Source organism: Actinoplanes sp. DH11 (genome assembly GCF_020873875.1).
GTDB lineage: Bacteria > Actinomycetota > Actinomycetes > Mycobacteriales > Micromonosporaceae > Actinoplanes.
This window is the reverse complement of the sequence record NZ_JAHWGU010000043.1, coordinates 36,857-63,028: the sequence shown is the minus strand read 5'-3', so window position 1 is coordinate 63,028 and position 26,172 is coordinate 36,857. Positions and strand designations below refer to the sequence as shown.

The following is a 26,172-nucleotide window of genomic DNA, read 5'->3' as shown; positions in this document are numbered from 1 at the left end:
CGAGCGCAAGATATGCCTCACGCTCGCGGGTCAGACGTCGACGGCCCTGATTGACCGACCGGTCCCGGACCTCGAAGTCCATCGCATCCCCTGAACTGGGGTGTTGCGACGACTCCTAGAACCCAAGAGGGACGGGGGCCGTTGTCGTGAGCGGGGGGTCAGAGCATCGAGACGTGCACGTGGTCGGTGTGGTCACTGACGCCGTGGTACGCCTTCCAGCCCGAAGCCGGGAACCAGATCTTCTTGTACCAGATGACGTAGTAGATCCCGAGCCGGTCGGCGTTACGCACCAGGAACGCCATCAGGTCGTTGCCGTACTTCATCATCTTGTCGTTGTGCGCCGAGGAGAAGCCGCGCTTCTGCAGCGACCAGTCGCACGCCCGGCCCTTGGGGTGCTCGTAGGGCCCGCCGGGGCGGTAGCAGCCGACGAAGAGGTCGAAGCCGGCCTTCTTCGTCTCCTTGTACATGTTGAGTGTCCGCTTGGTGATGCAGCCGCTCGTGGTCGGGTCCGTCTCGGTGCAGCCCTCGGGCGAGAAGCCGCCGCTGGAGTTGCGCGGGGCGGCCTTGGCCTTGGGCGAGTTGGCGACCACGAAGCCCTCGGTGAGGGTGTTGCCGCCGACCAGCTGCAACGCCTTCTCCGCCGCGTCCTTCTGCTTCTTCATCAGCGCGGAGTTCTGCTTGTGCGCCTTGACCTCGGCGTCGAGCCGGGCCTTGCGGTCGGCGACGGTCTCGATCGCGGCGTTGAGCTCGCGCAGCTTCTCGTCGTGCAGCTTGTTGATCTCCTCCAGGGAGATCGCCTTCCGCAGGAAGTCGTTCGACGAGTTGGCACCGAGCAGGAAGCCGACCGCGCTCAGGTTGCCCGTCACGTACTGCTCGCGCGCGATCTTGTTGACCTCGGGGATCAGCTTGTCGCGCCGCGCCTCGGCGTTCTTGATCTCGGTGTTGAGCTTCGCCTGCGCCTTTGTGGACTTCGTCACGGCTGCCTTGGCGGCGACGAAGCGCCGGTTGCTGGCCTCGATGACGTCCGAGAGCAGAGCGTCCTCGTCCTCCTCCTCGGCGGTGGAGGATGTGCCGCCCGGTTCGGCCGAGGCCGGCGAGACCGGTGCCACGACGAGCATCGTGGCCACGAGCGGCGCCAGGGCAAGCATCAGCCACCGGCGGGGACTTGCGGTCATCAACAGTTCCTTCCCTGTTACCGCCGACCGAGTTAGCTGACGGGTTCGGGACGGAAGCAATCCCTACCACCGAAATCGGCGGATTCACCCCAGTGACCTGGTTCCCCGGCTCGTCTCGCGACGATTGGGCGGTGGCCTGCCGGCTCCTCGGGGGCGGCGCCGTCCTGGCAGGACCGGCGCCGAGTTTACCTGAGGAATGGCTCGGGATCAGGACCGTAGAACTGGCAAAACTGTTACGGTCCAACGACTTTGCGTAATCAAATCACTTCGCGTGGTGGCCCAATCGCAGTACGTACCAGAACTGTCGATCTGTCGATTGAGTCGGTATGGTCGGTCCCGGTTCCCACCCGGGGACCGCCGCCTAATCGCCGCTCCCGGCGAGCCGGGGAACCACATTTCCTCGGGGTGAATCCGCGCCCGCGGTAGGGATTTCCTTCGTCCCGAACCCGTCAGCTAACTCGGTCGGCGGCCGACGGAAGGAATAATCTGTGCAGCGAAAGACTGCGCGGCGTCTGGCGGCCGTGATGGGGCTGCTGCTCGCCGTGTGCGGCCTGGCGGTCGTGGCGTCACCGGCCACCGCCGCCCCCGGGGACAACGGTGACGACGGCGAGGGTGGCACCAAGTCTCTCGTCGAACAACTGGAGGACGCCTCGCGAGGTTTCGTCGAGGCGAAGGCGAAACTGAAGTCCTCCAAGAAGAAGCAGGCCGAATTGACGGCCGAGCTGAAGAAGCTCGACGCCGCGGTCGGCCCGCAGCAGAAGGCACTCGACCAGATCGCCCAGCAGGCCTACACGTCGGGCCGGCTCGGCGCGATGTCCGCCCTGGTCACCGCGAGCAGCACGGGCAGCTTCATCGACCGGGCCGAGACCCTGGCCACGGTGGCGGCGAAGCAGAACGAGGCGATCGAGGAGCTCAAGGCCACGCGGGACGGTCAGCGTAAGGCGAAACTCGCCATCGACGCCGCCGTCAAGGACCAGCAGAAGCAGGTCAACGTGATGGCGAAGAAGAAGCTCCAGGTCGAGACGGCCCTCAAGAAGGAGAACCAGGGCGCCGAGGCCTCCGCACCGAGCGACGGTGGCGGCAGTGCCAAGGCCGATCCACCGCCGGGTGGATCGGGCTCCGGTTGCACCGCGAAAGACCCGACCACCAGCGGCTGTCTCACCCCGCGCACCCTGCACGCCCTGAAGCAGGCGCAGAAGGCCGGCTTCACGCGGTACGTCGCGTGTTTCCGCGAGCAGAACAGCGGTGAGCACCCCAAGGGCCGGGCCTGCGACTTCGCGTCCGACAAGAACGGCTTCGGCGGGGACGCGACGGGTGCCAGCAAGACCTACGGCAACAACCTGGCGAACTACTTCATCAACAACGCCGAGACACTCGACGTCCTCTACGTGATCTGGTTCCGCCGGATCTGGCTGCCGAGCAGTGGCTGGAAGTCGTACAGCGGGGCGGGCGGCGACCCGTCCAGCGACCACACCAACCACGTGCATCTCTCGGTCCGCTAGAAGATCCGACCCCGACGGGGGTACGAGGTCCGATGCGCTACTTGCGCATGTAGGCCTCGTACTCCCGCATCACCTCGTCCGTCGGGCCGTCCGCCCGGACCACGCCGGACTCCAGCCAGATGCAGCGGTCACAGGTGTCCCGGATCGACTGCTCGCTGTGGCTGACCAGGAAGACCGTGCCGGCCTCGGCACGCAGCTCCCGCACGCGCGCCTCACTGCGGCGGCGGAACTTGGCGTCACCCGTCGCCAGCGCCTCGTCGATCAGCAGCACGTCGTGCTTTTTCGCGGCGGCGATCGAGAACTTCAGCCGGGCCGCCATGCCCGAGGAGTACGTCCGCATCGGGTACGACGAGAAGTCGCCGCGCTCGTTGATGCCGGAGAACTCGATGATCGCGTCTTTCTTCGCCTTCACCTCGGCCGGTGACATGCCCATCGCGAGACAGCCCAGCTCGACGTTGCGCTCGCCGGGCAGCTCGTTCATCAGGGCGGCGTTCACACCCAGCAGCGAGGGCTGGCCGGACGCGTAGATCGCGCCCTTGGAGACCGGGAGCAGGCCGGCGACCGCGCGCAGCAGGGTCGACTTGCCGGACCCGTTGCTGCCGATCAGCCCGATCGCCTCACCCCGGTACGCCGTGAAGCTCACGCCCTTGACGGCGTGCACCTCCTTGACGTTCGCGGCCTTGGTGTTGGTCACCATCCGCTTGAGGCTGGCGAGGGGGCTGCCGGTGCCCGGCGACGCCGAGCTGTGCACCTTGTAGACGATGTGCGCGTCGTCCGCGATGACGGTGGGGATGCGATCGTTGTCAGCCACGGCCGTAGCCCTTCTCTCCGCGCCAGAAGTAGACGAATCCGCCGAGGCCGACGAACAGGCTCCAGACGACGGCCTGGATCCAGAGCGCGACCGGCGCACCGGCCAGCGTGACGTTCTCCAGCAGCGCGTGCCGGTACAGCTCGATGAAGATCAGCATCGGGTTCGCCTCGACCAGCGCGAGCTGCCAGCCGTCCAGCTTCTCGGTGAACAGGGTCACCGGGTAGAGGACCGCGGACCCGTACATCCAGAAGCGCATGATGAACGGGACCAGCTGCTTGATGTCGCGGTTCTTCGACCCGTACCGCGCCATGAACATCGCCAGGCCGGTGTTGAAGAACGACTGGAGAGCCAGCAGCGGGAGCAGCAGCACCCACTCCGCGGTGATCGGCTCGCCGGTGATCAGCACGATGCCGATCAGGACCAGCAGGGCGACCACGAAGTTGCGGATCTCGACGAGCGCGACCGACAGCGGCAGGCTGGCCCGAGGGAAGTGCAGTGCCCGGATCAGGCCCAGGTTCGCGGTGATCGCGTTGATCCCGGTCTGCACGATCGACTGGGTGAACTGGAAGACGAAGACCCCGATGCAGAGGTACGCGGGGAAATTGTCGACACCTCGGCTGGTCCCGATGATCACGCCGAAGATCAGGTAGTAGACCGCGGCGTTGATGATCGGTGTGAGGACCTGCCACACCGTGCCGAGCTTCGTGCTGCCCAGTGAGGACGTCATCTTGGCGCTCGCGTGCGCCCCGATGAAGTGCCGGTACGACCACAGCTGGCGCGTGTATTCCGGGAGGCGCGGAAGCCGCCCGGACGCCGTCAGGCCGTGCCGGCGAGCGAGCTCCTTGGGGGAGAGCTCGGTGCCGCTCTCGGCGACCGCCGTCTCTGGCATGGAGTGGTGCTCCGATCTAGTCGGCCCGGCGGAGGAGGTGGGCTCCGGTAGCTTGCGCGAGGACACAGCTGACAAGCATGACAGGCGTCCACCGTCTCCGTTGGAACGGGTTCGTATCGACGTGGCTGTGACGGTAGCTGACCAAACGGCGGAACGCAACCGTTACGTCGTAGCGTTATAGTGACTCTGTGGCGACAGTTAAGCGCGCACCAGCCGGAGCGGCGGTGCTCCGAGGCGACATCACCGTGGCGATCCGTAACGCGGTGATGAACGAGTTGGCGGAAGTCGGCTACGGTCGATTGTCCATCGAGGCGGTGGCCCGCCGTGCCGGGGTGGGCAAGACCGCGATCTACCGGCGGTGGAGCAACAAGCTCGAGATGGTCATGGAGATCGTCTCGGACGTTGCCGAGCGCAAGGTACCGCTTCCGGACACCGGGAGCTTCGCCGGTGATCTCGAACTCCTCATGATGATCGTGAGCAAGGCGCTCCAGCACCGGATCGCCTCGCAGATCATCCCGGACCTGATGGCCGAGGCGGCCCGCAACCCCCAGATCGCCGAGACCCTGCAGCGGGCCCTGCGCACCCACCAGCAATCCCTCGCGGAGAAGCTGGTGGGCCAGGCGGTGACCCGCGGCGAGCTCCCGGAGGGCACCGATCCGACTCTGGCGGTGGATCTGATGCTCGGCCCGCTCTACTGGCGTCTGGCGATCGCCCGCGAGCCGATCGCGGACGACTACCTGGAACGGCTGTCGGCGGCCGTCACGGGGGCGCTGCGGGCCGCGTTGCCGTGACGCAGCGGCGCACTGCGGTCCGCGCGATCGTGACGGAGCGGCGCTCCGCGGCCCGCGGGATCGGGTGACGGGACGGCGCGGCGGCAACCGGTAACCAACCGGATCGCACCGGACCGCAACTCAGGAACGGTGGCCCGCGGTTCGCGACGGCCGAAGGAAGGGGGCGACCCCGACCGACGGACCGGAGTGAAGACGATGACCACCCCCTGTGACGCCCGTGTCGACTTCACGGTGCTCGACGCCGCCGCCCTGCTGGCCATCGCCATGGGCGGGGCGCCGGACCGGTCCGCCCGCCCGCTGAGCAGCACGCCCAAGGTGATGACCGACGGCGCGGTGACCGGCCTGTGGCGCAGCCCGGACGGGACGGTCCAGCTCCGGCTGCACACCGACGGCACGTACGCCGGTGAGGTGGCCGGGCGCAAGCAGGCCGTTCGCGGCACCTACGACGTCGAGGGCGCCGAGGTGGTGCTGCACGACGAGTCCGGCCTGAACACCCCGGTGCAGGTCCACGAGGGCGAGCTGGAGATGGCCGGGCACCGCCTGCTCCCGGTGTGAGGAACCCCCTTGGCGCCCGCCCGGGCGCCGGGGATGCTGTCCGCATGATCGATTGGCTGAACAGCCCGGCGGTGGTGACGTTCGGCGTGCCGACCTCTTGGGCCGAGGTGCTCGGCTTCGGGACCGGGCTGCTCAACGTCGGCCTCCTGGTGCGCCAGCACATCCTGAACTGGCCGCTCGGCATCCTCAACGTCCTGCTGCTGATGGTCGTCTTCTGGAGCGCCGGCCTCTACGCCGACGCGGGCCTGCAGGTCGTCTACGTGCTGCTCGGCCTCTACGGCTGGTGGGCCTGGCTGCACGGCGGCCGGGACCGGTCACGGCTGGTGGTCCGGCACACGACCCGCCCGGAGTGGCTTGGTCTCGCCCTGGCCGGTCTGGTCCTGACCGGCGGCCTCTGGCTCTTCCTGGACCGGCTGACCGGCTCCACGGTCCCGCTCGCCGACGCGCTCACCACCGCGCTCTCCCTGCTCGCGACGTACGGCCAGACCCGCAAGCTGGTCGAGAGCTGGTGGATCTGGATCGCCGCCGACCTGATCTACATCCCGCTCTACGGCCACAAGGGGCTGTGGCTGACCGCGATCCTCTACGTGGCGTTCCTCACCCTCTGCGTCCTCGGGCTGCGCTCCTGGCGGGCGGCGCTGCGCGACCGGCGGGCGGTGGCGCCGGCATGAGGTACCGGCACGGCCTGATCGTCGGCAAGTTCTACCCACCGCACGCCGGGCACCACGCGCTCATCGAGACGGCCGCGGCGCTCTGTGACCGGCTGACCGTGGTGGTCGCCCCGTCGTCCGGCGAGAGCATCCCGCTGTCGCTGCGGCTGGCCTGGCTGCGCGAGGCGCACGGCCCGCACGTCCGGTTCGCCGGCGTCCACGACGACCACCCGATCGACTACGCCGACCCGGCGGTCTGGGAACTGCACATGACGGTCTTCCGGGCGGCGGCCGGCACCGACCGGGTGGACGCGGTCTTCTCCTCCGAGGCGTACGGCGCCGAACTGGCCCGCCGGTTCCATGCGCAGGCCGTGCTCGTCGACCCGGAACGCACCCGGGTGCCGGTCTCCGGCACGGCGATCCGGGCCGACCCGGTGGCGCACTGGGACCGGCTCGGCCCCGGCGCCCGTGCCTGGCTGGCCCGCCGGGTGATCGTGGTGGGCGCGGAGTCGACCGGCACCACCACGACCGCTCGTGCGCTGGCCCGGCACTACCGGCTGCGCGGCGGTGTCTGGGCGGCCACCCGCTGGGTCCCCGAGTACGGCCGGGAGCTCACCGAGATCAAGCTGCGGGAACTACGGCGCAGCCGGGCCGAGGCGACCGTGTCGACGTCACCTGGGACCGGTCGGACTTCGTGCGGGTCGCTGCCGAGCAGAACGCGGCCGAGGACGCGGCCGCCCGGGCGGGTTCGCCGGTGCTCTTCGGCGACACCGACGCGTTCGCCACCACGATCTGGGAGGAGCGGTACCTGGGCAGCACCTCGGCGGACGTCCGTGCGCTGGTTCGTGACCCGGACCTCTACCTGCTCACCGAGGCTGACGGGGTGCCGTTCGACGACGACGGGCTGCGCGACGGCGAGCACCTGCGGCACTGGATGACCGGCCGGTTCCGCACCGAGCTGGCGGGGCGCGGGGTCCCGTACGCCGTCCTCGCCGGAAGTCATGCGCGGCGCCTGCGCACCGCGATCCGTGCCGTCGACGACCTCCTGGCCGGCGGCTGGCACCTGGCCGCGCCGCTGACGCCCGGCGGCGTGGCGGGGAACACCGCTAAGGGTGCGGCGGTCCAGGTCGATCAGTAGGGGACATCGACCTGGGGGACGGATGCGGAAGACCACGATCGCGATTGCTCTGTCGGCGCTGCCGTTGCTGCTCGGCGGCTGTGCCGCGCTCGGTCTCGGTGACGGGCCGGGCTCGTCGGCGGCGGACGGGAACGCCGGGGAGCCGTGGATCGAGGTGGCGGCCGGTGCGGCGACACCGAGCCCGGTCCCGACCCGTGGCAAGGCGGCAGCGACGGCCGAGCCGGCCGTCTCGACGCCCGCTCCGGACCCCGCCTGCACCAAGATCTGGCCGCGCACCGAGCCGGTTCTCATCCCGGTCGAGGTCACCCCGGGCGCGGGCTCGCTCAAGGTCGAGTGGCCCCGGCAGTACGACTCCGACTACCGGGTCACGGCGGTGCCGCAGGAGCTGGTCAGCGGCCCGCAGCCGGAGCCGGAGTGGCAGGCCGTGGCCCCCGGCACGGGGTGCTCGGTCAGCACCACGATCACCGGGCTGATCCCGGGTGCGGCCTACATCGTCTGGCTCGACGCGCCGAACACCGGCTACGACACCGACGGCACCCGGCACCTCTACAGCGGTCGCTCCGGAGTCGTCTACCCGAACTAAGCCAGGCCCGGCAGTCATCACCGGCTGCGCCCGGCCCGGTCGTCACCACTCGCTGCCGGCCCGTTCGACGGTGAGCACCTCCAGCCCGGCCGGCCCCAGCCGGTACTTGGTCATCGTGGTGAGCGCCGGCCCGTAGACGTGCACGCTCACCGCCGGCCGGTTCGACCGGTTGGTCATCCGGTGCACGTGGTGTGCGCCGAACCGGCGGCCGGCGCCTTCGCCGAGCTCCCGGGAGTGCACCCGGGCCCCGCCCGCACCGGTCGCGACGGTGTCCTCGGTCAGGCTGCCGCGCAGGACGTGGAACGCACCGGCCGAGCCGCCGTGGTCGTGGATCTCGGTGCCCTGCCCGGGCATCCAGGTGAGCAGCCAGACCTCGTGGTCGTCGGCGCCCGCGAGCCGGTGGTACCAGCGCTCGGAGCGCTGGAAGCGGGGTGCCACCGGCCACTGCTCGGGGGCGGCGGCGAACTGCCGGGCGACGGCGAGGTGGTCGAGACGGAGATCGGTCACGGTCACGGTGTCCTCCTTGACATACATACTCTATAGACCTGATAGGTTTTACCACACGATCGGGTGCCCCGGTCCCGGACTCGCGGGATTGCTCCCGAGAAGGCCGGAGTGCGTACCGAAAGAGGCTTGGAGAACTTCGCCTCTTTCTCGGACTGGCGCGAAAACTTCGTTGCGCAACGACGCCGACACGCTGCGTCGAAACGGCTGGGCGTTCTGTCACCGAAACGGCCTACCCCGTCCGCCGTAACGGTGGAAATACCTGCTCAGGGCGGTCCGTGCGGCATCGAGGCGGCTATATGGTGAGGCGCGCCGCCGAGAGCCGGTTGCCGGGAGTGCCCGCCTCGCGGCGCTCCGAAGCCCCGATGAACGAGGACGGACACGTGTTGAAGTCACGCCGCGGTCTGCTCGCGGCCGGTCTGACCGCAGCCGTGATCGGCACGATCGGAGTCGTGTCGACGCTCAACGCCGGCGCCGAACAGATCCCCGCCGCGCCGGAGCCCGCCGCGGCGCCGGCCGACCCGGCGGACGCGGCCTCGGAGGCGCCGCCGGCCCTGCGGCCGCCGGCCAGCCTGCCCTGGGGTGGGCGGCCACACAGCGTCCGGACCGGGCGGGACGGCGCCAGCAGTAAATCGCTCAAGGCGGCCGGCCTGACCGCGGCGGCCCCCGACGAGGTGACCGAGGAACGCGGCGAGGAGCACGCGCCGAAGGGCCGCACGTCGCGGAACACGTTCCTCAAGTCGGCGAAGACCGACGTGGTGCCGCCCGAGCCGCCGCCGACCGGCAGCCCCGGCGCGGAGGTCGGCAAGCCGACGGTCAACTTCCTCTACAGCGTGGGATCGCAGGCCGCCGTCTCCGACGGTGCTTACGCCAACCTCACGATCAGCAAGCCGAAGCTCGCGAAGACTGATTACCACTCCCTCGCCGAGATCGCCGTGCAGTCGGCGGACGGCGCCCAGATCGTCGAGGTCGGCTGGACCGTCGACCGGACGGTGAACGGCGACGACGACCCGCACCTGTTCGTCTACCACTGGGTGGACCGCAAGCCGACCTGCTACAACACCTGCGGCTTCGTGCAGTACAGCAAAAACATCGCGCCCGGCGACGTGCTGGCGCAGGACCGTGCCGCGCGGTTCGGGATCCAGTTCTTCAACGGCGCCTGGTGGGTGGCGTTCGACAGCGAGTGGGTCGGTTACTTCCCCGGCCAGATCTGGGACGACACGTTCACCAAGAGCGGACTGGTGCAGATCTTCGGCGAGGTCGCGGCGGCCAGCCCGAAACCGTGCACCGAGATGGGCAACGGCCGGGCCGCCGGCGACGGCGGCGCGGCCCGGATCGGCAGTGTGTCCTACCTCAACGGTCCCGCGATCGAGATGAACGTACGCGCTACGAGTGACGTTTACGCGGTGTCCAAGATGAGCACCCGGACGTTCCGGTACGGCGGCCCCGGAGCCTGCTGAGCAGCACCTTCGCCCGATGCCCGGCCCTCGCACGAGGGCCGGGCATCGTCGGTACCGGCTTCCACGGGACAGCAGGTGAACCGGACCGCGTGCCACGATGTACACCCGGGTGGCCGAGGGGAACCCGATGGGAGCTGGCGCCGATGAAGCGACGGGTGAGCCCCGACGAGCAATTGATGACCGCGCTCTACACCGAGCACTACGCAGTTCTGATCAACTTCGTGTCGCGCTACGTGTCCGACCGCCACAAGGCCGAGGACCTGGTGCAGGAGACACTTCTGCGGGCCTGGAAGCACATCGACCATCTGGATCCCGAACCGGGACGGACCAGGTCGTACCTGCTGACCATCGCCCGCAACGTGGTGACCAACGCCTGGCGTGCGGAACAGCGCAGGCCCCGGCTGGTCGCCGACGAGAACGCGGTCAATTCGGTGCCGTCGGCGGACAACGTGGATCAGATGGTGGAAGGCTGGCTGGTGGCGGAGGCGCTGGAGCGGCTCTCGCCGGAACACCGGGCGGTGATCCAGGCGATGTATTACGAGGGGCAGAGTGTGGCCGACGCCTCGCGAAAACTGTCGGTGCCGGAGGGGACGGTCAAGTCGCGCGCCTACTACGCGGTCCGCGCGCTGCGAACCGTCTTCGAGGAGATGGGGATGCTTCGATGAGCGCCTGGAACGAAGCGGAGGGGCGTCATGAGCGATCTTGACGAGCACGGCAGCCTGCACCGGCTGCTCGGCGGCTACCTTCTCGGCGGCCTCGATGAGGCCGACACCGACCGGCTCGACGAGCACCTGCGGGACTGCGCCGACTGCCGCGCCGAACTGGACCGGCTGGCGCCCGTACCCGAGATGCTCCAGCACCTGCCGGACGCGCGGCACCTGGGCGGTGGCGTCCCGCTCGCGGTCAGTCCGGCCGCGCGGCCGAGCTCGCAGAACATCGAGGGCCTGCTGAGCCGGATGCGGGCCGAGAAGCACAAGGAGGTCCGGGTCAACCGGACGCGCTGGCTGGTGGCGGCGGCCGTGGTGCTGATCGCCGCCGCGGCGATCGGTTACGGGGTCTTCACCAACACCGGCGCGCAACAGCAGGGCCCGCCGGAGGCGTTGCCGAGTGTGGAACTGCTCACCGCCCGGTTCGAACCGGCCGCCGGCAGCAGCGTGACAGGTTCCGCGGTGATCACCCCGAAGGTGTGGGGGGTGTCGGTGGCGCTGGATGTCAGCCGGATGAGCGGCGAGGCGCCGTTCCTGTGCCTGGTGCGCACCAAGGCGGGCGCGACCGAGCAGGCGGCGGTCTGGGGTGACACGCCGGACGACAAGGCCAAAGTGGTGGGCGGCAGCTCGGTCAAGGTCACCGACCTCGATGCCATCCTGATCACCGACAAGAACGGCAAACTGATCGGCACCGCCCCGGTGGTGTGATCAGGCGGCGTGGCCCGCCGCGGCGGACTGCTCGCCCCGCCGCGGCACCGCGCCGGGCAAGGATCGCCGGGCGGCGAGCGCGGCCGCTCGGGCCAGGGCCGCCGCGCGCAGCGCGGCAGCGGCGCACGGCCGCATCAGCGCATCCATCCGGTCGGTGAGTTCGGCCCGGCTGAACGGTTTGGGCAGGAAGTCGTCGGCGCCCTCGCGCAGCGCTGTCATGATCAGCTCTTGCTGCACGTCGGCGCTGATGATCATGACGGGCATCGCTTCGGTGCGCGCGTCCGCCCGGATCCGCCGGCACAGCTCGACGCCGGACTGACCGGGCATCCGCATGTCGACCAGGGCGGCGTCGATGCCGCCGCCGGCCAGCGCGGCGGACGCCTCGGCCACATCGGCCGCGGCCACCACGTCGTGGCCCATCCGGCGCATCGCCAGGGTGAGCAGTTCCCGATGGTCGACCTCGTCGTCAACGATCAACACGGTGGGCACGTCGAACCTCCGGGACGTCTGGCCTGGCTGCCATCCCATGTTCGGCAGCGGACGACGACCACTGAGCCGCAACGGAGCTGCATAGACTCGGAAACATGCGTGCTGCCGTTTTCGCCGAGCCCGGTCCCGCCGCTTCCGTCCTCAAGATCACCGATCGTGCCCTGCCACGGGTGGGCGCCGGGGAGGTCCGGGTCCGGATCGTCCTCTCCGCCGTCAACCCCACCGACACCGGCACCCGGGCCGGTCGCGGCGTGCCGGACGGGGTCTCCCCGCCCCGCGTGCCGAACCAGGACGGCGCCGGGGTGGTCGACGCGGTCGGGGAGGGCGTGACCGGTCTGGAGGCGGGTGACCGGGTCTGGGTGTGGGACGCCGGTTACGGGCGGGCGGACGGGACGGCGCAGGAGTTCGTGGTGCTGCCCCGGGCCCAGGTGGTCCGGATGAACGACGACGTCCCGTTCGAGGTCGGCGCGGCTCTCGGCATCCCGGCGCTGACGGCGCACCGCTGCCTGACCGTGGCCGCCGACGGTCCGGCGCGACTCGCCCCGGGCGCGCTGTCCGGCCGGACCGTGCTCGTCGCGGGCGGCGCCGGTGCGGTCGGCAACGCGGCGATCCAGCTCGCCAAGTGGGCCGGCGCGACGGTGCTCACCACTGTCAGTTCGGCGGAGAAGGGGCGGCTGGCGACGGCCGCCGGAGCCGATGCGGTGATCAATTACCGGGAGGAGGACGTGGCCGACCGGGTCCGTGCCCTGAGCGCGACCGGCCCGCACGTCGTCGTCGAGGTGAGCACCGAGAACCTCGACCTCGACCTGGACGTGGTGGCGCCGGGCGGCAACATCGCGCTCTACGTGCCGGGCACGGTGACCGTGCCGAGTTTCCGGGCGATGCTGAAGAACGTCAGCCTCGACTTCGTGCTCACCTACACGACCACGCCGCAAGAGAAGGCGGACGCCGTGGCGGCGGTCGCCGAGGCGGTCGGCACGGGGGCGTTCCGGGTGGGCGCGGAGGCCGGGCTGCCGATCGTCAGGTTCCCCCTGGACCGGATCGCGGAGGCGCACGAGGCGGTCGAGAACCACGCGGTCGGCAAGGTCGTCATCGAGGTGACCGCGCCCTGAGCAGCAGCGCGTCCGCGACCCGCTCCACACCCTTGCCGTCGACGGCGGCCCAGCCACGTGCCGCGACCGCCGTCCGCCGCGCCGGGTCGGTGAGCAACTGCCGCAGGGTGCCGACGGCCTCGTCGCCCAGCTCACCGAGACGGCCCAGTCCGGCGGCGTAGCCGTGGGCGACCGTCCGCTCGTACCCCTGGATCTGGTTGTCGACCACCCAGATCAGGGCAGCCGCCCGGCCCAGGCAGAGCAGTTCCCAGGTCGAGGTGCCGCTGGCGCTGATCACCAGGTCGGCGCCGGTGAGCAGTTTCGGCAGGTGATCGGTGGGCCCGATGATCTCGAAGTGCTGGCCGGGCCCGGCGTCCACCGCGAGCAGTTCGTCGCGCAGGCTCTCGTCGGCGGCGATCACGGTGGCGTCGAAGGCGGCCGCGGTCCGGGTGAGCAGGCGCGCCACGTGCGGCGCGGCACGGTAGGCGTCGGTGCCGCCGAAGAAGGCGACCACCTTGGGCGTACGGGTGGACGAGTGCACCGGCGCCACCACCGGCCGCAGCTGCCGCACCGCCGATCGCAGCAGCGCGTAGTCGAGCCCGGCCAGCCGGACCTCCCCGTCGGTCAGCACGGCGTCGAGGTTCTGGTCGACGTAGATGTCCGCCGACTGGCCACGCGGGTCGCCGTCCACGACGGCCAGCACCGGGAACCCGGCCGCACGCACCGCGGCGCTCTGCTGCGGCGCCAGCGTGTACGAGTCGACGACAAGCGCACCCAGCTCCAGCCGCCGTGCCGCCGCGACCAGGCCGACCGCGTCGTAGGGCGCCGGGTGCCAGGGCAGTCCCCGCTGTTCCAGCTGCGCCTCGGCCCAGGCCACCCCGCCCAGGTCGGCGAGGAAGTGCACGTCCACGCCGCGGGCCGTCAGCTCCTCGGCGAGGGCCACGCACCGGACCAGATGGCCCACCCCGGTACGCGGCCCCGCATCGCACCGAATCCCGATGTTCACGCCTGGTCCAGTTCCTTCTGCCGCACGTGGGCGTTGAGCGCGGCCAGTTCGGGCTGCTCGTCGAACCAGCCGGCCAGGGTCCGGATCGGCACCGGTACGTCGCCGAAGTGGTCGATGACGGCCTCGATCAGCTTCCAGTCGTCCTCGGTGTCCAGGGTGAGCCGCAGGTGGGACAGGTCCGGCTGCGCGGTCAGCCCGATCACGTCGAAGTCGTGCGGGTGCGAGTAGATGTACGACGTCACGTGCGTGCGGTGGTGGTCGTACGCCAGCTTGTCGATCTCCTTCAGCACGGTGGCCCGGACCACCTCGACGTCCAGGCCGCGCGGCAGCGTCCGGGTGATCGACGTGGTCAGGTAGTCGACGCCGCTCGCCGCGAAGACCCGGGTGGCCCGGGCGACGAGGTGCGGGTCGAGCAGCGGGCAGTCCGCGGTGAACCGGAGCACGGTGTCGGCCGACCGGGTCTCCAGGACGCCCAGGAACCGGGTGAGCACGTCGTCGACCGGGCCGCGGTGCCAGGCCACGCCGATCCGCTCGCACTCGGCGACCACCGCGTCGTCGGCGGCCTCGGTGGTGGTGGCGACGACGAGGTCGTCCAGGACGCCGCTCTCCCGGGCGGCGCGGACCACCCGGTCGAGGACGGTCCGGCCGGCGAGGCGGCGCAGCACCTTGCCGGGGAGACGGGTGGAGCCCATCCGGGCCTGAATGATGCCGAGGGTCGTCATTGCTGTCCTTTTCGGAGGCTGTTGCGGGCTTTGCGCGCGAGGCCGAGCCCGGCCTTGGCGGCGCGGAAGCCGAGCGATCCGCTGAACGCGGCGATCTGGACCTTGGCGCGGCCGAGTTCCGCGTCGCGCTTCTCCAGTTCGGCCTCGAAGAAGCGGCTGCGGGCCTCGGCGTCGTCGAGCCGGCGGCGCAGCTCGTCGATCCGGGCGGTGAGTTCGCGGCGGCCGTCCGGCGCGCCGGTGGGACCGGGTGGTTCGGGGGCGGCCGCCAGCCCGGCCGCGCCGGCGAGCACCTCGGTCAGCCGGGCCATGTCGGTGACGGCCGGCCAGGGGTGGGCGTAACCACCGGCGTCGAGGGTGTGCGCGAACCGGGCGAGCGCGTCCGGCTGGTCCGGCCGGCCGGGGTCGAGCACGGTGTATCGGTCGCCGTCCACGAGCACGTTCCCGGCGGCCGTCGTGGGCAGGGCGGCCATCCAGCCGGTGAGCAGCCGGCGCAGTCCGGGCAGGTCGTGCCCGAGTGCGGCCGTGAGCAGCGCCTCCTCGAGCAGCCGGCCGGCGGGCAGCGGCAGGGTGTCGCGGGTGCCGTCCGCCGTCCGTCGCGACCACGTGCCGTCCGGCTCGCCGATCACCTCGACGACCGTGCCGGCACTGCGGTACAGCGCCGGCGCCAGCGGCACGGTCACCGCTGGGCGGGTGGCGAGCTGGGCGACGGCTATCCAGGCCGGTGCCAGCTCGGCGCCGAGACCGCGGCGGACGGCGGCGCCGGCCAGGCGCCGCGGGTCACTCAGGACCGGCTTTCCGGCGTACGCGTCCGCGACCGCACCGCTCGCCAGGGCTGCGAGCGCGTCGAGGGGCCCGTAGCGCAGGGTCTCCGGGGTGGCCAGCAGGGTGGGATGTGCCGGGTCCGGCCAGGCGGCGGCGAGTCCGGAGACCGGCAGGCCCTCGGCGCCGAGCGCGGCGGCGAGCCGGTCCGGCCGCCCGGGCGCGGTACCGAACTCGCCGAGCGGGCGCCACTCGCCGGTGCCCGGCGCGGTCGGGGTGCCGGGGTCGGCGAGCCGGTGCACGCCGAGCTCGTTCTCCACGGTCAGCAGCAGGGTGCCGCCGGGACGCATGACACGTTTGAGGACCCTGACCGATTCGGCCCAGTCGTACTGGGGGCCCTCCGGTGAGCAGAGCCGGCCGGTGCCGTCCAAGGCCACCACGGCGTCGTACCGGTCCTCGCCGGTCAGTTTCGCCAGCGTGCCGCAGAGCACGGTGAAGCCTTGCGCGGACAGCGCCTCGGCGTCCGGCTGGGAGCGGAGAAGGCAGGTGACGGTCCGGCCGTCGGCGAGCGCCTCGATCAGCCCGGGCTCGTGCGGCCCTGCCACCAGGACGTGCGCACCGGCGGGGAGCCGGCCGGCCAGGTGCCGGTAGAGGTCGCCGCCGGCCGCCGGGAGCCGCTCCGCGAACTCCGGCATCTCGCCGCCGATCATCCGGATCATGCCGCCTCCCGCATCTCGCGGCCGGCGGTCCAGCCCAGCACGGCCCGCAGTTCGGCCGGCGAGGCCAGGTGACCCGCGCCGAGCTCGGCCATCGCGGTGGCCCGGGCGGCCGTCACGTCCGGGTTCGTACCGTGCAGTTCGGGCCACTCCCGCGGGATGCGCCGGGCGGTCGGCCCGTCCTCCTTGGCGAGGCGCATCGGGTTGCCGTAGACGGCCGGTTCGCACCCGGCCGCGACACCGTAGAAGACCGCGCTGCTCAGCCGGTTCGAGGCGACCCGGCGGTGCCGGCGCAGCTCGGCCAGCTGCTTGTGCAGGAACCGGGCGTCGGTCTGCATCCGCATGTAACCGCGGTAGCCGTGGCAGATCACCCGGCCGGCCTTCTCGTACGCGGCCCGGATCCGGGCGTCCCGGAACTCGTGCCAGTACAGGCAGAAGGTGATCGGGCCGGGCTCGGTCGCGACGATCTCGTCGATCAGCCGCTGGTGGTCACCGTCGACGTGCTGGCCCTCCCAGCCGTGGAACGGGTACCAGATGGTGCCCTCCCGCTCCCCGCCGGCGTCCGGATCGGACTGCGCGGAGGCGGCATCCGGTTCGGACTGCGCGGAGAGCAGGTAGAGGAAGGGCGCGCCGATCACCGTGGCCAGTGGCCGGTTCATCGACCAGGCCCGGCGCCGGGTGCGCTCGGACCAGACGAAGATCGGCCGGCCGGGCGCGTACGGCGTACCGGCGCCCAGCCCGTCCACCACGTTCCAGCCGTGCTGCAGGTACCCGTCGATCCGCGGCGGATCCGCCGGGTCGAGCCCGCAGTACTCGGCGAGGACGTGGGCGTGACCGTAGAAGTGGTTGCCGTGGTGCACCCGCTAGCTCCCGAGGATGCCGCGCAGCGTCTCGACCACGCGGTCCTGGTCGTCGTCGCTGAGGTCGGCGAAGAGCGGCAGGGACAGCTCCTCGGCGTAGAAGGCCTCCGCCACCGGGCACATGCCCCGCCGGTACCCCAGGTCCTCGAAGACCGGGTGCCAGTAGACCGGGATGTAGTTGACCTGCACCCCGATGCCGGCGGCGCGCATCCGGTCGTACAGCTCCCGGCGGCGGCCGCCGAGGACGCGTACCGGGTAGAGGTGGCGCATCGGGTCGCTCTCCGGCCGGTGCGCCGGAAGGCGCAGGCCGGGCACGTCGGCCAGCAGCGCGTCGTAGCGGGCCGAGAGGTGCGCGCGGCGGACCTTGAACTCGCCGAGCCGGCGCAGCTGCGCGCTGCCCAGCGCGCAGAGTACATCCGGCAGCCGGTAGTTGAGGCCGAACTCCGGCACCTCGTACCACCAGCCGCCCTCGTCGGGGTGGCGCAGGCCGTCCCGGACCACGCCGACCGTACGGAACGCGCGCAGCCGGGTGATCAGCTCCGGCCGGGTCGACGCGACCGCGCCGCCCTCGCCGGTGGTCAGGTTCTTGGTCGGGAAGAACGAGAACGTGGTCAGGTCGGCGAGGGTGCCGACCGGCCGTCCCTTGTAGAGCGAGCCGATCGAGTGCGCGGCGTCGCCGAGCAGCAGCGCGCCGCTGCTCTCGCCGACTTTGCGCAGCCTGTCGTAGTCGGCCGGCACACCGGCGTAGTCGACCGCGGCGATCACCCGGGTGCGCTCGGTGAGAGCGGCCTCCACGGCGGCCGGGTCGAGGTTGGCGGTGTCCTCCTCGACGTCGGCGAAGACCACCTTCGCACCGAGCATGGCCGCGCCGGACGCCGTGGCGACGAACGTCATCGGCGTCGTGACCACCTCGTCGCCGGTCGTCACGCCGGCCGCCGCGTAGGCCGCGTGCAGCGCCGTCGTGCCGTTGGTGACCGTGACGCAGGGCGCCCCGGTCACCGCGGCCAGGTCGGCCTCGAACTCGGCGACACGCGGACCGGTGGTGAGCCAGTCGCTGCCCAGCGCCGCGACGACCGCCTCGACATCGGCGGCGTCGATCGACTGTCGTCCGTAGGGCAGCATCAGTTCTCCGCGAGCAGGGCGCGCATGTCGTCGACCGAGAGCCACAGGTCGTTGTTGTCGGAGCGGTAGTTGAAGCCGTCCGCGACCGGCTCGCCACCGGCCGGCGCCTCGTAACCCCAGCTCGCCGCGACCGGCTGGACCACGTAGCGGTCCGGGAAGCGCAGCGTGCGGCGGCTGTCGTCGGCGGCGATCATCTCCTCGTGCAGCTTCTCGCCGGGCCGCATGCCCATCTCGTGGGTGGGCGCGTCCGGCGCGACGGCCTCGACCAGGTCGAGGATGCGCATGCTCGGGATCCGCGGCACGTAGAGCTCGCCGCCGTGCATCACGTCGAACGAGTCGACGACGAACTTGACCGCCTGGTCCAGGCTGATCCAGAACCGGGTCATCCGCTTGTCGGTGATCGGCAGGCTCTTGCCCTCGGCGGCCAGCTTCCGGAAGAACGGCACGACCGAGCCGCGGCTGCCCATCACGTTGCCGTAGCGGACCACGGCGAGGCGGGTCGGGTGCGTGGCGGCGTAGTGGTTGCCGGCGATGACGATCTTGTCGGCGGCCAGCTTGGTCGCGCCGTACAGGTTGATCGGGCTCGACGCCTTGTCGGTGGAGAGCGCGACGACCTTCTTGACCTCGGCGTTGATCGCCGCGTCGATCACGTTCTGGGTGCCGTTGATGTTGGTGGCGACGAACTCGGAGGGGTTGTACTCCGCGGTGTCGACCTGCTTGAGCGCGGCCGCGTGGACCACGTAGTCGATGCTGTGCATGGCGCGCGCCAGGCGCTCACGGTCGCGGATGTCGCCGATGAAGAAGCGCAGCCGGGGGTCGTCGCCGAACATCTGGCGGACCTCGTACTGCTTCAGCTCGTCACGCGAGAAGACGACGATGCGAGCCGGGTCGAGGTGGGTCAGCGCGTACTTCAGGAAGGCCTTGCCGAACGAACCGGTGGAGCCGGTGACAAGGATCGAGGAGCCGGCGATTTCAGACACGAGTTTTCTCCGCAGGGGTTCAGCGATGGCCGGTACGAGCCGGAAGCATAACCAGAGGATTCGCTATTTCCAGAGTGGCGAAGAAAGGCCAATGCGAGTTCATTCTCAGTTAAACCGGCATTGGTCGCGACGACGGTGGACCTGCGGGAAGGTAGGAGTCCTCTAACCACCCCCCATTGGAGTTGTACCGTGACTGAGCTGCAGAGACTACGCGACGCGTTCCGTACCGCGCTCGATCTTCCGGCGGACGCGCCCGTGGACGACCTGCGCTACCAGGACAACGAGAAGTGGGATTCTCTCGCTCACATGTCGTTGGTCGCGGCTATCGAAGATGAATTCTCGGTAATGATTGATACCGACGATGTCATCAATATGTCCAGTTTCGGCGAGGCCGTGCGAATCCTCGGTAAATACGGGGTGGACGTCAAGTGAGTGTCGCCCTGGTGACCGGGGCGTCGCGCGGCATCGGCCGGGCCACCGCGCATCGTCTCGCCGAGCAGGGCTACGACCTGGTCCTGCACGGGCACCGCGCCGACGGCGTGGCCGAGGCGGCCGAGTCGCTGGCCGCCAAGTTCGGCGTCACCGCCGTGCACGCCGCCGGTGACATCGCGGACCCGCAGACCAGCAAGGCCCTGGTGCGCCTCGCCTTCGAGACGTTCAAGCGGCTGGACGCGCTGGTCGTCAACGCCGGCACGCACGCGGCCGGGATGCTGGGGATGACCGGCGACGCCACCATCGAGCGGCTCTTCGCGGTGAACGCGGCGGGTGCGGCGTACACGCTGCAGAACGCGGTCCGGCTGCTCGCCCGCGCGCCGCACGCGTCGGTCGTGCTGACCGCCTCGATCACCGGTACGCAGGGTGCGGCCGGTCAGGCCGTCTACGCCGCGTCCAAGGCGGCCGTGGTCGGCCTGACCAGGTCGGCCGCGAAGGAGCTCGGCCCGCGTGGCGTCCGGGTCAACGCGGTCGCGCCCGGCTTCATCGCCACCGACATGCTCGACACCCTGGACGAGGCCGGTCGCGCCGAGCGGATCGCCGGCACCGCGCTGGGCCGCCTCGGCACCGCCGAGGACGTCGCCGACGTGATCACCTTCCTCCTTTCCGACCAGGCCCGCTTCGTCACCGGCCAGGTGATCGGAGTGGACGGGGGACTGACGCTGTGAACCTGCTGCACCCGGACGCCCGCGTCGTCGACGCGGCCACCGGTGACGAACTGACAGCCGGCCTCATCGACCGGGCGGCTGCCGAACTCGCCGGTGAGCGGCTGCTGTTCCTGCCGATGCCGTCGACCGTGCCGGCCGTCGCGCGCTACCTGGCCGCGCTGCGCCTGGACATCCCGGTGGTCCTGCTCGACCCGGAGGGCGACCACACCGAGCTGATCCAGCGGTACGCCACCGACGAGGTGCACCCGGACCTCGCGCTGCTGCTCACCACGAGTGGCTCCACCGGCAACCCGAAACTGGTCCGGCTCTCCCGCTCGGCGGTGCTCGCCAACGCCCGGCAGGTGGCCGAGTCGCTCGGCGTGACGGGTGACGACGTGGCGATCACGACGCTGCCGCTGTTCTACTCCTACGGCCTGTCGGTGCTGCACTCGCACCTGCTCGCCGGCGCGACGGTGGTGCTGGAGCGGACCGGGATCATGCAGCGCGACTTCTGGACGGCGGTCGACGAGCACCGGGTCACGTCGCTGGCGTTCGTGCCGTACCAGTACGAGATGCTGCGCCGGCTGCGCTTCGATCCGGCCAAGCACCCGTCCGTGCGGACCCTCACGCAGGCCGGCGGCCGGCTGCGCGCCGAACTGATGACCGATTTCGCCCAGCGAATGTCCGACGCGGGCGGCCGGCTGTTCGTGATGTACGGCCAGACCGAGGCCGCCCCCCGGATGGCGACCCTGCCGCCGGACCGGCTCGGCGACAAGCTGGGCTCGGTCGGCCTCGCGATGCCCGGCGGCGCCTTCGCCATCGAGGACGACGAGGTCGTCTACCGCGGGCCCAACGTGATGATGGGGTACGCGGAGAGCGCTGCCGACCTGGTCCGCGGCGACGAGCAGGGCGGCGTGCTGCGCACCGGTGACCTGGGCCGCCTCGACGACGAGGGTTTCCTGTTCATCACCGGCCGGCTCAAGCGGATGGGCAAGGTGTTCGGCGTCCGGATCAACCTGGACGACGTCGAGCGCGAGTTCCCGGTCGCCGCCGTCGCCGGTGACGACCGGCTGCACGTCTTCGCCGAGGGCATCACCGCGGACGACGCCCGGGCGCTGCGCACGAAGGTCGCCGAGTGGCTCGGCACCCACTTCACCGGGGTCGACGTCCGCCCGATCGAGGCGCTGCCCCTGCTGCCGAACGGCAAGACCGACTACCGCGCCCTGGAGGCGTCGCTGTGAGTGTCTTCACCCTGTCGCAGGCCGCCAAGGAGGAGGTCCTGCTCAAGGAACTCTCCTCCCTCACCGAGCATCACCGGGCCAACTGCGAGCCCTACGACCGGATCCTGTCCGCGTCGGGATTCTCCGCCGCGGCGACCGTTGCCGACCTGCCCTACCTGCCGGTGCGGCTCTTCAAGAACCTCGAACTCAAGAGCATCCCGGACGACCAGGTCTTCAAGGTCCTGACCTCGAGCGGTACGACTGGCGAGGTCAGCCGGATCTACCTGGACAAGGCGGCCGCCGCCGAGCAGCAGCGCCGCCTGGCCGCCACGGTGCAGAGCGTGCTCGGCCCGAAGCGGCTGCCGATGCTGCTCGTCGACACCAAGGCGATGCTCAAGGACCGGCGCTCCTTCAGCGCCCGCGGCGCCGGCGTGCTGGGCATGTCGACCTTCGGCCGCGACCACGTCTGGGCGCTCGACAACGAGGGGATCGTCGACCTCGACGCCATCCGCGGCTTCCTCGCCAAGCACGGCGACCAGCCGTTCCTGATCTTCGGGTTCACCTTCCTGGTCTGGCTGCACCTCTACGAGGTGGCCCGGGACAACGGGCTCGACCTGAGCAACGGCATCCTGATCCACTCCGGTGGCTGGAAGAAGCTCGTCGACCAGGCCGTCTCGCCGGACGAGTTCCGGGCCCGGCTCGCCGGTGTCGGGCTGACGAACGTGCACAACTACTACGGCATGGTCGAGCAGATCGGCACGATCTTCCTGGAGGGACCGTCCGGTGGCTCGCTGTACTGCCCGGACTTCGCGGACGTGGTGGTCCGCGACCCGGAGACCTGGGCGGAGCTTCCGCCCGGCAAACCGGGTCTGCTGGAGGTGGTGAGCACGCTGCCCACGTCGTACCCGGGGCACGTCCTGCTCACCGAGGACCTCGGCGTGGTGCACGGGATCGACGACGGGGACTGGCCCGGCAAGCGGTTCTCGGTGCTCGGCCGGTTGCCGCGCGCCGAGGCCCGGGGCTGTTCGGACACGTATCGGAGCGCGGCGTGATGCAGTTCAGATTCGGTGCCGAGGGCGAGCTCACCGCGCCGTCGCAGGACCGGCTCGCGGTCGGCGACCCGAGGGTCGTCGACTTCCTCGCGAAGCTGGCCCGCAAGCTGCTGGCGCCCGCGGTGGCCCGGCGGCACCCCGAGCTGGGTTCGCTCGGCTACTTCCTGCGCCCGGCCGAGCTGCACCGGGCCGTGGAGCGGATGCGGCGCGACGACGCGCTCGTCTTCCCGCGGGGCAACGTCTTCCACCTGCCCCCGGCGAACGTGGACACGATCTTCGTCTATTCGTGGGCGCTCTCGGCGCTGGCCGGCAACCACAATGTGGTCCGGATCTCGTCGCGGTCCGCGGGTGCGGCCGAGGTGATCCTGGAAGCCATGAACGCGGTCGAGGCCGACCCGGTGATCGCCCGTACTCAGCGGATGGTGACCTACGGGCGGGACGACGCGATCACCGGCGCGCTGAGCAAGTGGGCCGACCTGCGGGTGATCTGGGGTGGCGACGCCGCCGTGGACGCGATCCGCAAACACCCGCTGCGGCCGTCGGCCCGGGACCTGACCTTCCCGGACCGGACCAGCTGGGCGGTGCTGTCGACGGCGGGGTGGCGGGCCGCCGACCCGGCCGCGCGGCGCACCGCGGTGGTCGGGTTCGCCAACGACGCGTACTGGTTCGACCAGGCCGCCTGCTCCTCGCCGCGGACCGTGTTCCTGGTCGGCGGCGACGGTGCCGGTGTCCGCGCCGAGTTCCTTGACCTGCTGCTGGAAGTGGTCGAGGCGCGCGGCTGGACGGTGGATCCGGCGATGGCGGTGGAGAAGCGGGTCAACGCGTACGGCCTGGCCGCCGTCGGTGCCGCAGCCGCGCTGGACTTCCCGGACAACCGGATCACCGCGATGACCCTGACCGGCACCGAGCGGGCGCCCCGCCGCTGGATCGGCGCCGGCGCGTTCCCGTTCGCCGAGGCGGACTCGCTCCTCGACCTGGTGCCGGCGATGAACCGGCAGGACCAGACGGTGAGCCACTTCGGGTTCACCCCGGCCGAGCTGCAGGCCTTCGCCACCGAGCTGGGTGGCCGTGGCGTGGACCGGATCGTGCCGTTCGGTTCGGCGCTGACCTTCGGCGCGATCTGGGACGGCTACGACCTGCCCAGCGAGTTCACCCGGTTGACGGCGCTGCAGCTCTGATGACGACGCTCGCTGAACCGGCGTCGCCGGCCGCGCCGGCCACCTCGCCGCAGGCCTCGCCGGCCCTCGGCCGCAGGCTTCTCACGCTGGTGCCGTGGCTGCTGCCGGCGATCTCCGCCTTCTGGGTGCTGCACGACTACGACACCCCGGACCGGCAGATCGCCCTTTACGCCGGCTACCTGCTGCTCGCCGTCGTCGTCCCGGGCACCCTGGTGTTCCGGGCGGCGTTCGGCAGCCGGGGCAACCTGCCCGAGGACCTCGGGCTGGGCGCCGCGACCGGCCTGGTGGTCCTGCTGGCCGGGTGGGCCCTCGCCGCAGCGACAGGCCTGCAGCACCTGCTGCCCGGCTGGCCGGTCCTGGTCGCCGTGCTCTTCCTCGCGGTGCCCGGCCTCCGGCGGCACTGGCGGACCGGCCCCGGTGAGCCGCTGCCCGCCGGCTGGTCGTGGGCGATGGCGATGGTGCTGTTCCTGGTGACGCTCTGGGGTGCGACGGTCTTCCGCACCGTCCCGCTCCCGCCGTCCACAGTGGAGATCTACCCGGACCTCTACTACCACCTCGCGCTGGTCCACGAGATGACCCGCTCGATGCCGTTCCAGGTGCCGCAACTGGCCGGCGAGACCCTGCGCTACCACTATCTCTCCGACGCCGACATCGCCACCGGCAGCATGATCACCGGGATCCCGGCGGTGACCGTGTTCTTCCGGCTCTGGCTGCTGCCCGTCGTCGCGATCGCCGTGGTGGTCTTCGCGGCCCTGGCGCGCGGCGTGACCGGCCGCTGGTGGACCGGTCCGGTGGCGGCCACGCTCGGCTTCGTCGCGCAGGCGGTCTCCGTCGGCGGCGTGGCCAGTCCGCCCGGCATCGGGCTGCCGATCACGCTGCTCAGCCCGTCACAGACGTACGCGATGCCGCTGATCGGCCTCTTCGTGGTGATCGCCGTGGACGTGCTGCGCGGCCGCCCGCCGCGCTGGTGGGGCTGGGCCCTGCTGCCGCTGCTCGCGCTCGCCTGCGCCGGCAGCAAGGCGAGCGTCCTGCCGCCGCTCGCGGCCGGTCTGCTGCTGGCCGGCGCCGTCACCCTGGTCGTCCGCCGCACGGTTCCGTGGCACACGGCCGGCCTGCTCGCGGTCGTCGGGTTCGGCATGGTCGTGGGCCTGAAACTCTTCGCCGGTGGTGGCGCCGGCACCCTCCAGCCGCAGTTCCTCGGCACACTGCGCTGGTTCCTGCCGTACCAGGACGTCGTCGGGATCCCGGACGACGTGCGCTGGGGCGGCCTCGTGCCGGACGGTCTGGAGGTCGCCGGCACGGCCGCACGCTGGTTCGTGGCCTGGACGATGCTCTGGTGGCTGCTGGTCCAGGCCCCCCGGCTGATCGGCCTCGCCCTGCCTCCCGTGGTGCGGTGGCGCCGGCCCCGGCAGTGGGCCGACGACCAGGTGCCGTGGCTGCTCGGCGGCATCGTGGTGGCCGGCGTCCTGGCGATGTGGCTGCTCTGGCACCCGTCGGCCAGTCAGATCTACTTCTACAACGCGGTGCTCCCGGTCTGCGGCGTGCTGACCGCGTGGGCGCTCGCCGACCGGGTACGCGGCTGGCGGGTCCCGCTCGCCGGTGCGGTCGCCGGTGCGCTGTGGGAAACCTTCGCGCCCCAGGTCACCCGGCCGGCCGAGACCACCGAGGGTGCCTGGGCGTGGGCGATGGCCGTACCCCTGCTCCGCACCGCCGCCCTCGTCGCCGTGCTCTCGCTGATCGCCGTGCTGATCTGGCGGGGGCGCGCCGCGCGGTCCCTGACCGCGGCGCTCATCGCGGCGGTCGCCGGTGCCGGGACCGTCGGCGCGGTGTCCCGGACCGTGGAGACGCTTAACGCGCCGCCCGCGGTCAAGGCGCGTGAGAACGTCGCGGTCACCGCCGCCGAGATGCGGGCGGCGTTCTGGCTGGAACGCAACGCCGGCGAGGAGGACCTGGTCGCGACGAACGTGCACTGCATGCCGATGAACACCAAGCAGTGCAACGCCCGGGCGTTCTGGGTCGCCGGGCTCGGCGGGCACCGCACCCTGGTGGAGAGCTGGGCCTACACCGACCGGACAGTGGGCGCGAACGGCGTGAACGGGCTGAAATACTTCTTCCAGCCCGCCCCCGACCCGGCGGTGTACGCGCTCAACCAGCGAGTCTTCCAGCAGGGCAACGCGGCCGACGTGGCGCGGCTGCGCGACGAGTACGGGGTGCGCTGGCTGTTCGCCGACACCGCCGCCGGCAAGGTGGCCGGTCCGGCGCTGAAGGCGGCGGCCGAGGTCGTGCACCGCCAGGGGACCGTGACGATCTTTCGGCTGCGCTGAGGGTCGGGTTATCCCTACCTTTGATCGGGCGGTCCGCAGGA

Annotated in this window: 27 protein-coding genes, 1 pseudogene and 2 riboswitches; of the genes and pseudogenes, 17 read left to right on the top strand and 11 right to left on the bottom strand. The window is 71.1% G+C overall.

Features of this window, described 5'->3' with window-relative positions:
* Positions 1-158: 158 nt before the first annotated feature.
* On the bottom strand, positions 159-1,175 hold the full coding sequence (locus LPA41_RS38135) for a hypothetical protein (protein WP_229076249.1): 1,017 nt from the start codon (positions 1,173-1,175) through the stop codon (positions 159-161).
* Positions 1,176-1,180: 5 nt separating this feature from the next.
* Positions 1,181-1,316, bottom strand: a riboswitch (cyclic di-AMP (ydaO/yuaA leader).
* A gap of 207 nt (positions 1,317-1,523) precedes the next feature.
* A riboswitch (cyclic di-AMP (ydaO/yuaA leader) is annotated at positions 1,524-1,659 on the top strand.
* 40 nt (positions 1,660-1,699) lie between these two features.
* Between LPA41_RS38135 and LPA41_RS38130 the strand changes: the two genes are divergently transcribed.
* Positions 1,700-2,677, top strand: coding sequence for a hypothetical protein (locus tag LPA41_RS38130; RefSeq protein WP_229076257.1), 978 nt, complete (start codon positions 1,700-1,702; stop codon positions 2,675-2,677).
* Between the two features lie 37 nt (positions 2,678-2,714).
* Here LPA41_RS38130 and LPA41_RS38125 read toward each other — a convergent pair whose 3' ends face one another.
* Positions 2,715-3,488: an ABC transporter ATP-binding protein gene (locus LPA41_RS38125; protein WP_229076246.1), complete on the bottom strand. Its 774-nt coding sequence runs from the start codon at positions 3,486-3,488 to the stop codon at positions 2,715-2,717.
* Positions 3,481-4,377: an ABC transporter permease gene (locus tag LPA41_RS38120; RefSeq protein ID WP_229076245.1), complete on the bottom strand. Its 897-nt coding sequence runs from the start codon at positions 4,375-4,377 to the stop codon at positions 3,481-3,483. The genes LPA41_RS38125 and LPA41_RS38120 overlap by 8 nt, the downstream gene beginning before the upstream one ends.
* Positions 4,378-4,565: 188 nt before the next feature.
* Here LPA41_RS38120 and LPA41_RS38115 point away from each other — a divergent pair, with 188 nt between their 5' ends.
* The 6 genes and pseudogenes from LPA41_RS38115 (at position 4,566) to LPA41_RS38090 (ending at position 8,094) form a co-directional block, all read left to right on the top strand.
* Positions 4,566-5,168: a TetR/AcrR family transcriptional regulator gene (locus LPA41_RS38115; protein ID WP_229076242.1), complete on the top strand. Its 603-nt coding sequence runs from the start codon at positions 4,566-4,568 to the stop codon at positions 5,166-5,168.
* A gap of 195 nt (positions 5,169-5,363) precedes the next feature.
* Positions 5,364-5,723, top strand: coding sequence for an Atu4866 domain-containing protein (locus LPA41_RS38110; protein WP_229076239.1), 360 nt, complete (start codon positions 5,364-5,366; stop codon positions 5,721-5,723).
* 44 nt (positions 5,724-5,767) lie between these two features.
* Positions 5,768-6,394: a nicotinamide riboside transporter PnuC gene (pnuC, locus tag LPA41_RS38105; protein ID WP_229076235.1), complete on the top strand. Its 627-nt coding sequence runs from the start codon at positions 5,768-5,770 to the stop codon at positions 6,392-6,394.
* Positions 6,391-6,957 (top strand): annotated as a pseudogene (locus tag LPA41_RS38100) (adenylyltransferase/cytidyltransferase family protein); the annotation flags it as partial. The gene pnuC and the pseudogene LPA41_RS38100, both read left to right, overlap by 4 nt.
* A 110-nt stretch (positions 6,958-7,067) precedes the next feature.
* Entirely contained in the window at positions 7,068-7,511 is a 444-nt protein-coding gene (locus tag LPA41_RS38095; protein ID WP_229076228.1) for an AAA family ATPase, read from the top strand.
* A 22-nt stretch (positions 7,512-7,533) separates the two neighbouring features.
* Positions 7,534-8,094, top strand: a complete 561-nt coding sequence (locus LPA41_RS38090; RefSeq protein WP_229076224.1) for a hypothetical protein — start codon at positions 7,534-7,536, stop codon at positions 8,092-8,094.
* A gap of 42 nt (positions 8,095-8,136) precedes the next feature.
* Here the strand turns inward: LPA41_RS38090 and LPA41_RS38085 are convergent, their stop codons facing one another.
* On the bottom strand, positions 8,137-8,607 hold the full coding sequence (locus LPA41_RS38085; protein ID WP_229076222.1) for a cysteine dioxygenase family protein: 471 nt from the start codon (positions 8,605-8,607) through the stop codon (positions 8,137-8,139).
* A 374-nt stretch (positions 8,608-8,981) separates the two neighbouring features.
* Here LPA41_RS38085 and LPA41_RS38080 point away from each other — a divergent pair, with 374 nt between their 5' ends.
* The 3 genes from LPA41_RS38080 (at position 8,982) to LPA41_RS38070 (ending at position 11,473) form a co-directional block, all read left to right on the top strand.
* Positions 8,982-10,058: a neprosin family prolyl endopeptidase gene (locus tag LPA41_RS38080; protein ID WP_229076219.1), complete on the top strand. Its 1,077-nt coding sequence runs from the start codon at positions 8,982-8,984 to the stop codon at positions 10,056-10,058.
* A 143-nt stretch (positions 10,059-10,201) separates the two neighbouring features.
* Positions 10,202-10,723, top strand: a complete 522-nt coding sequence (locus LPA41_RS38075; protein WP_229076217.1) for a sigma-70 family RNA polymerase sigma factor — start codon at positions 10,202-10,204, stop codon at positions 10,721-10,723.
* Between the two features lie 27 nt (positions 10,724-10,750).
* Positions 10,751-11,473 carry a zf-HC2 domain-containing protein gene (locus tag LPA41_RS38070; protein ID WP_229076214.1) on the top strand — a complete coding sequence of 241 codons (723 nt, stop codon included), beginning with the start codon at positions 10,751-10,753 and terminating at the stop codon, positions 11,471-11,473.
* On the opposite strand, the gene LPA41_RS38065 is transcribed toward LPA41_RS38070, so the two are convergent.
* Complete coding sequence (locus LPA41_RS38065; RefSeq protein ID WP_229076212.1) at positions 11,474-11,962, bottom strand: response regulator transcription factor; 489 nt, start codon at positions 11,960-11,962, stop codon at positions 11,474-11,476.
* Between the two features lie 95 nt (positions 11,963-12,057).
* Between LPA41_RS38065 and LPA41_RS38060 the strand changes: the two genes are divergently transcribed.
* On the top strand, positions 12,058-13,074 hold the full coding sequence (locus LPA41_RS38060) for an NADPH:quinone reductase (protein ID WP_229076209.1): 1,017 nt from the start codon (positions 12,058-12,060) through the stop codon (positions 13,072-13,074).
* Here the strand turns inward: LPA41_RS38060 and LPA41_RS38055 are convergent.
* Genes LPA41_RS38055 through pseB form a run of 6 tightly spaced genes read right to left on the bottom strand, consistent with a single transcriptional unit; the run spans position 13,052 to position 19,218 of the window.
* A complete protein-coding gene (locus LPA41_RS38055) occupies positions 13,052-14,059 on the bottom strand; it encodes a PseG/SpsG family protein (protein ID WP_229076206.1) in 1,008 nt (335 codons plus the stop codon). The genes LPA41_RS38060 and LPA41_RS38055 overlap by 23 nt on opposite strands.
* Positions 14,056-14,781 carry a cytidylyltransferase domain-containing protein gene (locus LPA41_RS38050; RefSeq protein WP_229076203.1) on the bottom strand — a complete coding sequence of 242 codons (726 nt, stop codon included), beginning with the start codon at positions 14,779-14,781 and terminating at the stop codon, positions 14,056-14,058. The genes LPA41_RS38055 and LPA41_RS38050 overlap by 4 nt, the downstream gene beginning before the upstream one ends.
* On the bottom strand, positions 14,778-16,259 hold the full coding sequence (locus LPA41_RS38045) for a hypothetical protein (RefSeq protein WP_229076200.1): 1,482 nt from the start codon (positions 16,257-16,259) through the stop codon (positions 14,778-14,780). Before LPA41_RS38045 ends, LPA41_RS38050 begins: the two co-directional genes overlap by 4 nt.
* Entirely contained in the window at positions 16,256-17,116 is an 861-nt protein-coding gene (locus LPA41_RS38040; protein WP_229076198.1) for a hypothetical protein, read from the bottom strand. Before LPA41_RS38040 ends, LPA41_RS38045 begins: the two co-directional genes overlap by 4 nt.
* A gap of 3 nt (positions 17,117-17,119) precedes the next feature.
* Complete coding sequence (locus LPA41_RS38035; protein WP_229076196.1) at positions 17,120-18,238, bottom strand: DegT/DnrJ/EryC1/StrS aminotransferase family protein; 1,119 nt, start codon at positions 18,236-18,238, stop codon at positions 17,120-17,122.
* The gene (pseB, locus tag LPA41_RS38030) at positions 18,238-19,218 is read right to left on the bottom strand and encodes a UDP-N-acetylglucosamine 4,6-dehydratase (inverting) (protein WP_229076189.1); all 981 of its coding nucleotides are present in this window, start codon (positions 19,216-19,218) and stop codon (positions 18,238-18,240) included. The genes LPA41_RS38035 and pseB overlap by 1 nt, the downstream gene beginning before the upstream one ends.
* Positions 19,219-19,407: 189 nt before the next feature.
* Between pseB and LPA41_RS38025 the strand changes: the two genes are divergently transcribed.
* Genes LPA41_RS38025 through LPA41_RS38000 form a run of 6 tightly spaced genes read left to right on the top strand, consistent with a single transcriptional unit; the run spans position 19,408 to position 26,131 of the window.
* The gene (locus tag LPA41_RS38025) at positions 19,408-19,650 is read left to right on the top strand and encodes an acyl carrier protein (protein WP_229076186.1); all 243 of its coding nucleotides are present in this window, start codon (positions 19,408-19,410) and stop codon (positions 19,648-19,650) included.
* Entirely contained in the window at positions 19,647-20,378 is a 732-nt protein-coding gene (locus LPA41_RS38020; protein ID WP_229076184.1) for an SDR family NAD(P)-dependent oxidoreductase, read from the top strand. Before LPA41_RS38025 ends, LPA41_RS38020 begins: the two co-directional genes overlap by 4 nt.
* Complete coding sequence (locus LPA41_RS38015; protein ID WP_229076181.1) at positions 20,375-21,598, top strand: AMP-binding protein; 1,224 nt, start codon at positions 20,375-20,377, stop codon at positions 21,596-21,598. The genes LPA41_RS38020 and LPA41_RS38015 overlap by 4 nt, the downstream gene beginning before the upstream one ends.
* Positions 21,595-22,629 carry an acyl-protein synthetase gene (locus LPA41_RS38010; RefSeq protein WP_229076179.1) on the top strand — a complete coding sequence of 345 codons (1,035 nt, stop codon included), beginning with the start codon at positions 21,595-21,597 and terminating at the stop codon, positions 22,627-22,629. Before LPA41_RS38015 ends, LPA41_RS38010 begins: the two co-directional genes overlap by 4 nt.
* On the top strand, positions 22,629-23,807 hold the full coding sequence (locus tag LPA41_RS38005; protein ID WP_229076254.1) for an acyl-CoA reductase: 1,179 nt from the start codon (positions 22,629-22,631) through the stop codon (positions 23,805-23,807). The genes LPA41_RS38010 and LPA41_RS38005 overlap by 1 nt, the downstream gene beginning before the upstream one ends.
* On the top strand, positions 23,807-26,131 hold the full coding sequence (locus LPA41_RS38000) for a hypothetical protein (protein ID WP_229076177.1): 2,325 nt from the start codon (positions 23,807-23,809) through the stop codon (positions 26,129-26,131). The genes LPA41_RS38005 and LPA41_RS38000 overlap by 1 nt, the downstream gene beginning before the upstream one ends.
* The last annotated feature ends 41 nt before the right edge of the window (positions 26,132-26,172 follow it).

Coding starts and splice junctions, on each gene's coding strand:
- LPA41_RS38135 (WP_229076249.1), bottom strand. CDS start 1,175: ATGACCGCAAGTCCCCGCCGGTGGCTGATGCTTGCCCTGGCGCCGCTC.
- LPA41_RS38130 (WP_229076257.1), top strand. CDS start 1,700: ATGGGGCTGCTGCTCGCCGTGTGCGGCCTGGCGGTCGTGGCGTCACCG.
- LPA41_RS38120 (WP_229076245.1), bottom strand. CDS start 4,377: ATGCCAGAGACGGCGGTCGCCGAGAGCGGCACCGAGCTCTCCCCCAAG.
- LPA41_RS38110 (WP_229076239.1), top strand. CDS start 5,364: ATGACCACCCCCTGTGACGCCCGTGTCGACTTCACGGTGCTCGACGCC.
- pnuC (WP_229076235.1), top strand. CDS start 5,768: ATGATCGATTGGCTGAACAGCCCGGCGGTGGTGACGTTCGGCGTGCCG.
- LPA41_RS38090 (WP_229076224.1), top strand. CDS start 7,534: ATGCGGAAGACCACGATCGCGATTGCTCTGTCGGCGCTGCCGTTGCTG.
- LPA41_RS38075 (WP_229076217.1), top strand. CDS start 10,202: ATGAAGCGACGGGTGAGCCCCGACGAGCAATTGATGACCGCGCTCTAC.
- LPA41_RS38070 (WP_229076214.1), top strand. CDS start 10,751: ATGAGCGATCTTGACGAGCACGGCAGCCTGCACCGGCTGCTCGGCGGC.
- LPA41_RS38060 (WP_229076209.1), top strand. CDS start 12,058: ATGCGTGCTGCCGTTTTCGCCGAGCCCGGTCCCGCCGCTTCCGTCCTC.
- LPA41_RS38050 (WP_229076203.1), bottom strand. CDS start 14,781: ATGACGACCCTCGGCATCATTCAGGCCCGGATGGGCTCCACCCGTCTC.
- LPA41_RS38045 (WP_229076200.1), bottom strand. CDS start 16,259: ATGATCCGGATGATCGGCGGCGAGATGCCGGAGTTCGCGGAGCGGCTC.
- LPA41_RS38035 (WP_229076196.1), bottom strand. CDS start 18,238: ATGCTGCCCTACGGACGACAGTCGATCGACGCCGCCGATGTCGAGGCG.
- LPA41_RS38005 (WP_229076254.1), top strand. CDS start 22,629: ATGCAGTTCAGATTCGGTGCCGAGGGCGAGCTCACCGCGCCGTCGCAG.
- LPA41_RS38000 (WP_229076177.1), top strand. CDS start 23,807: ATGACGACGCTCGCTGAACCGGCGTCGCCGGCCGCGCCGGCCACCTCG.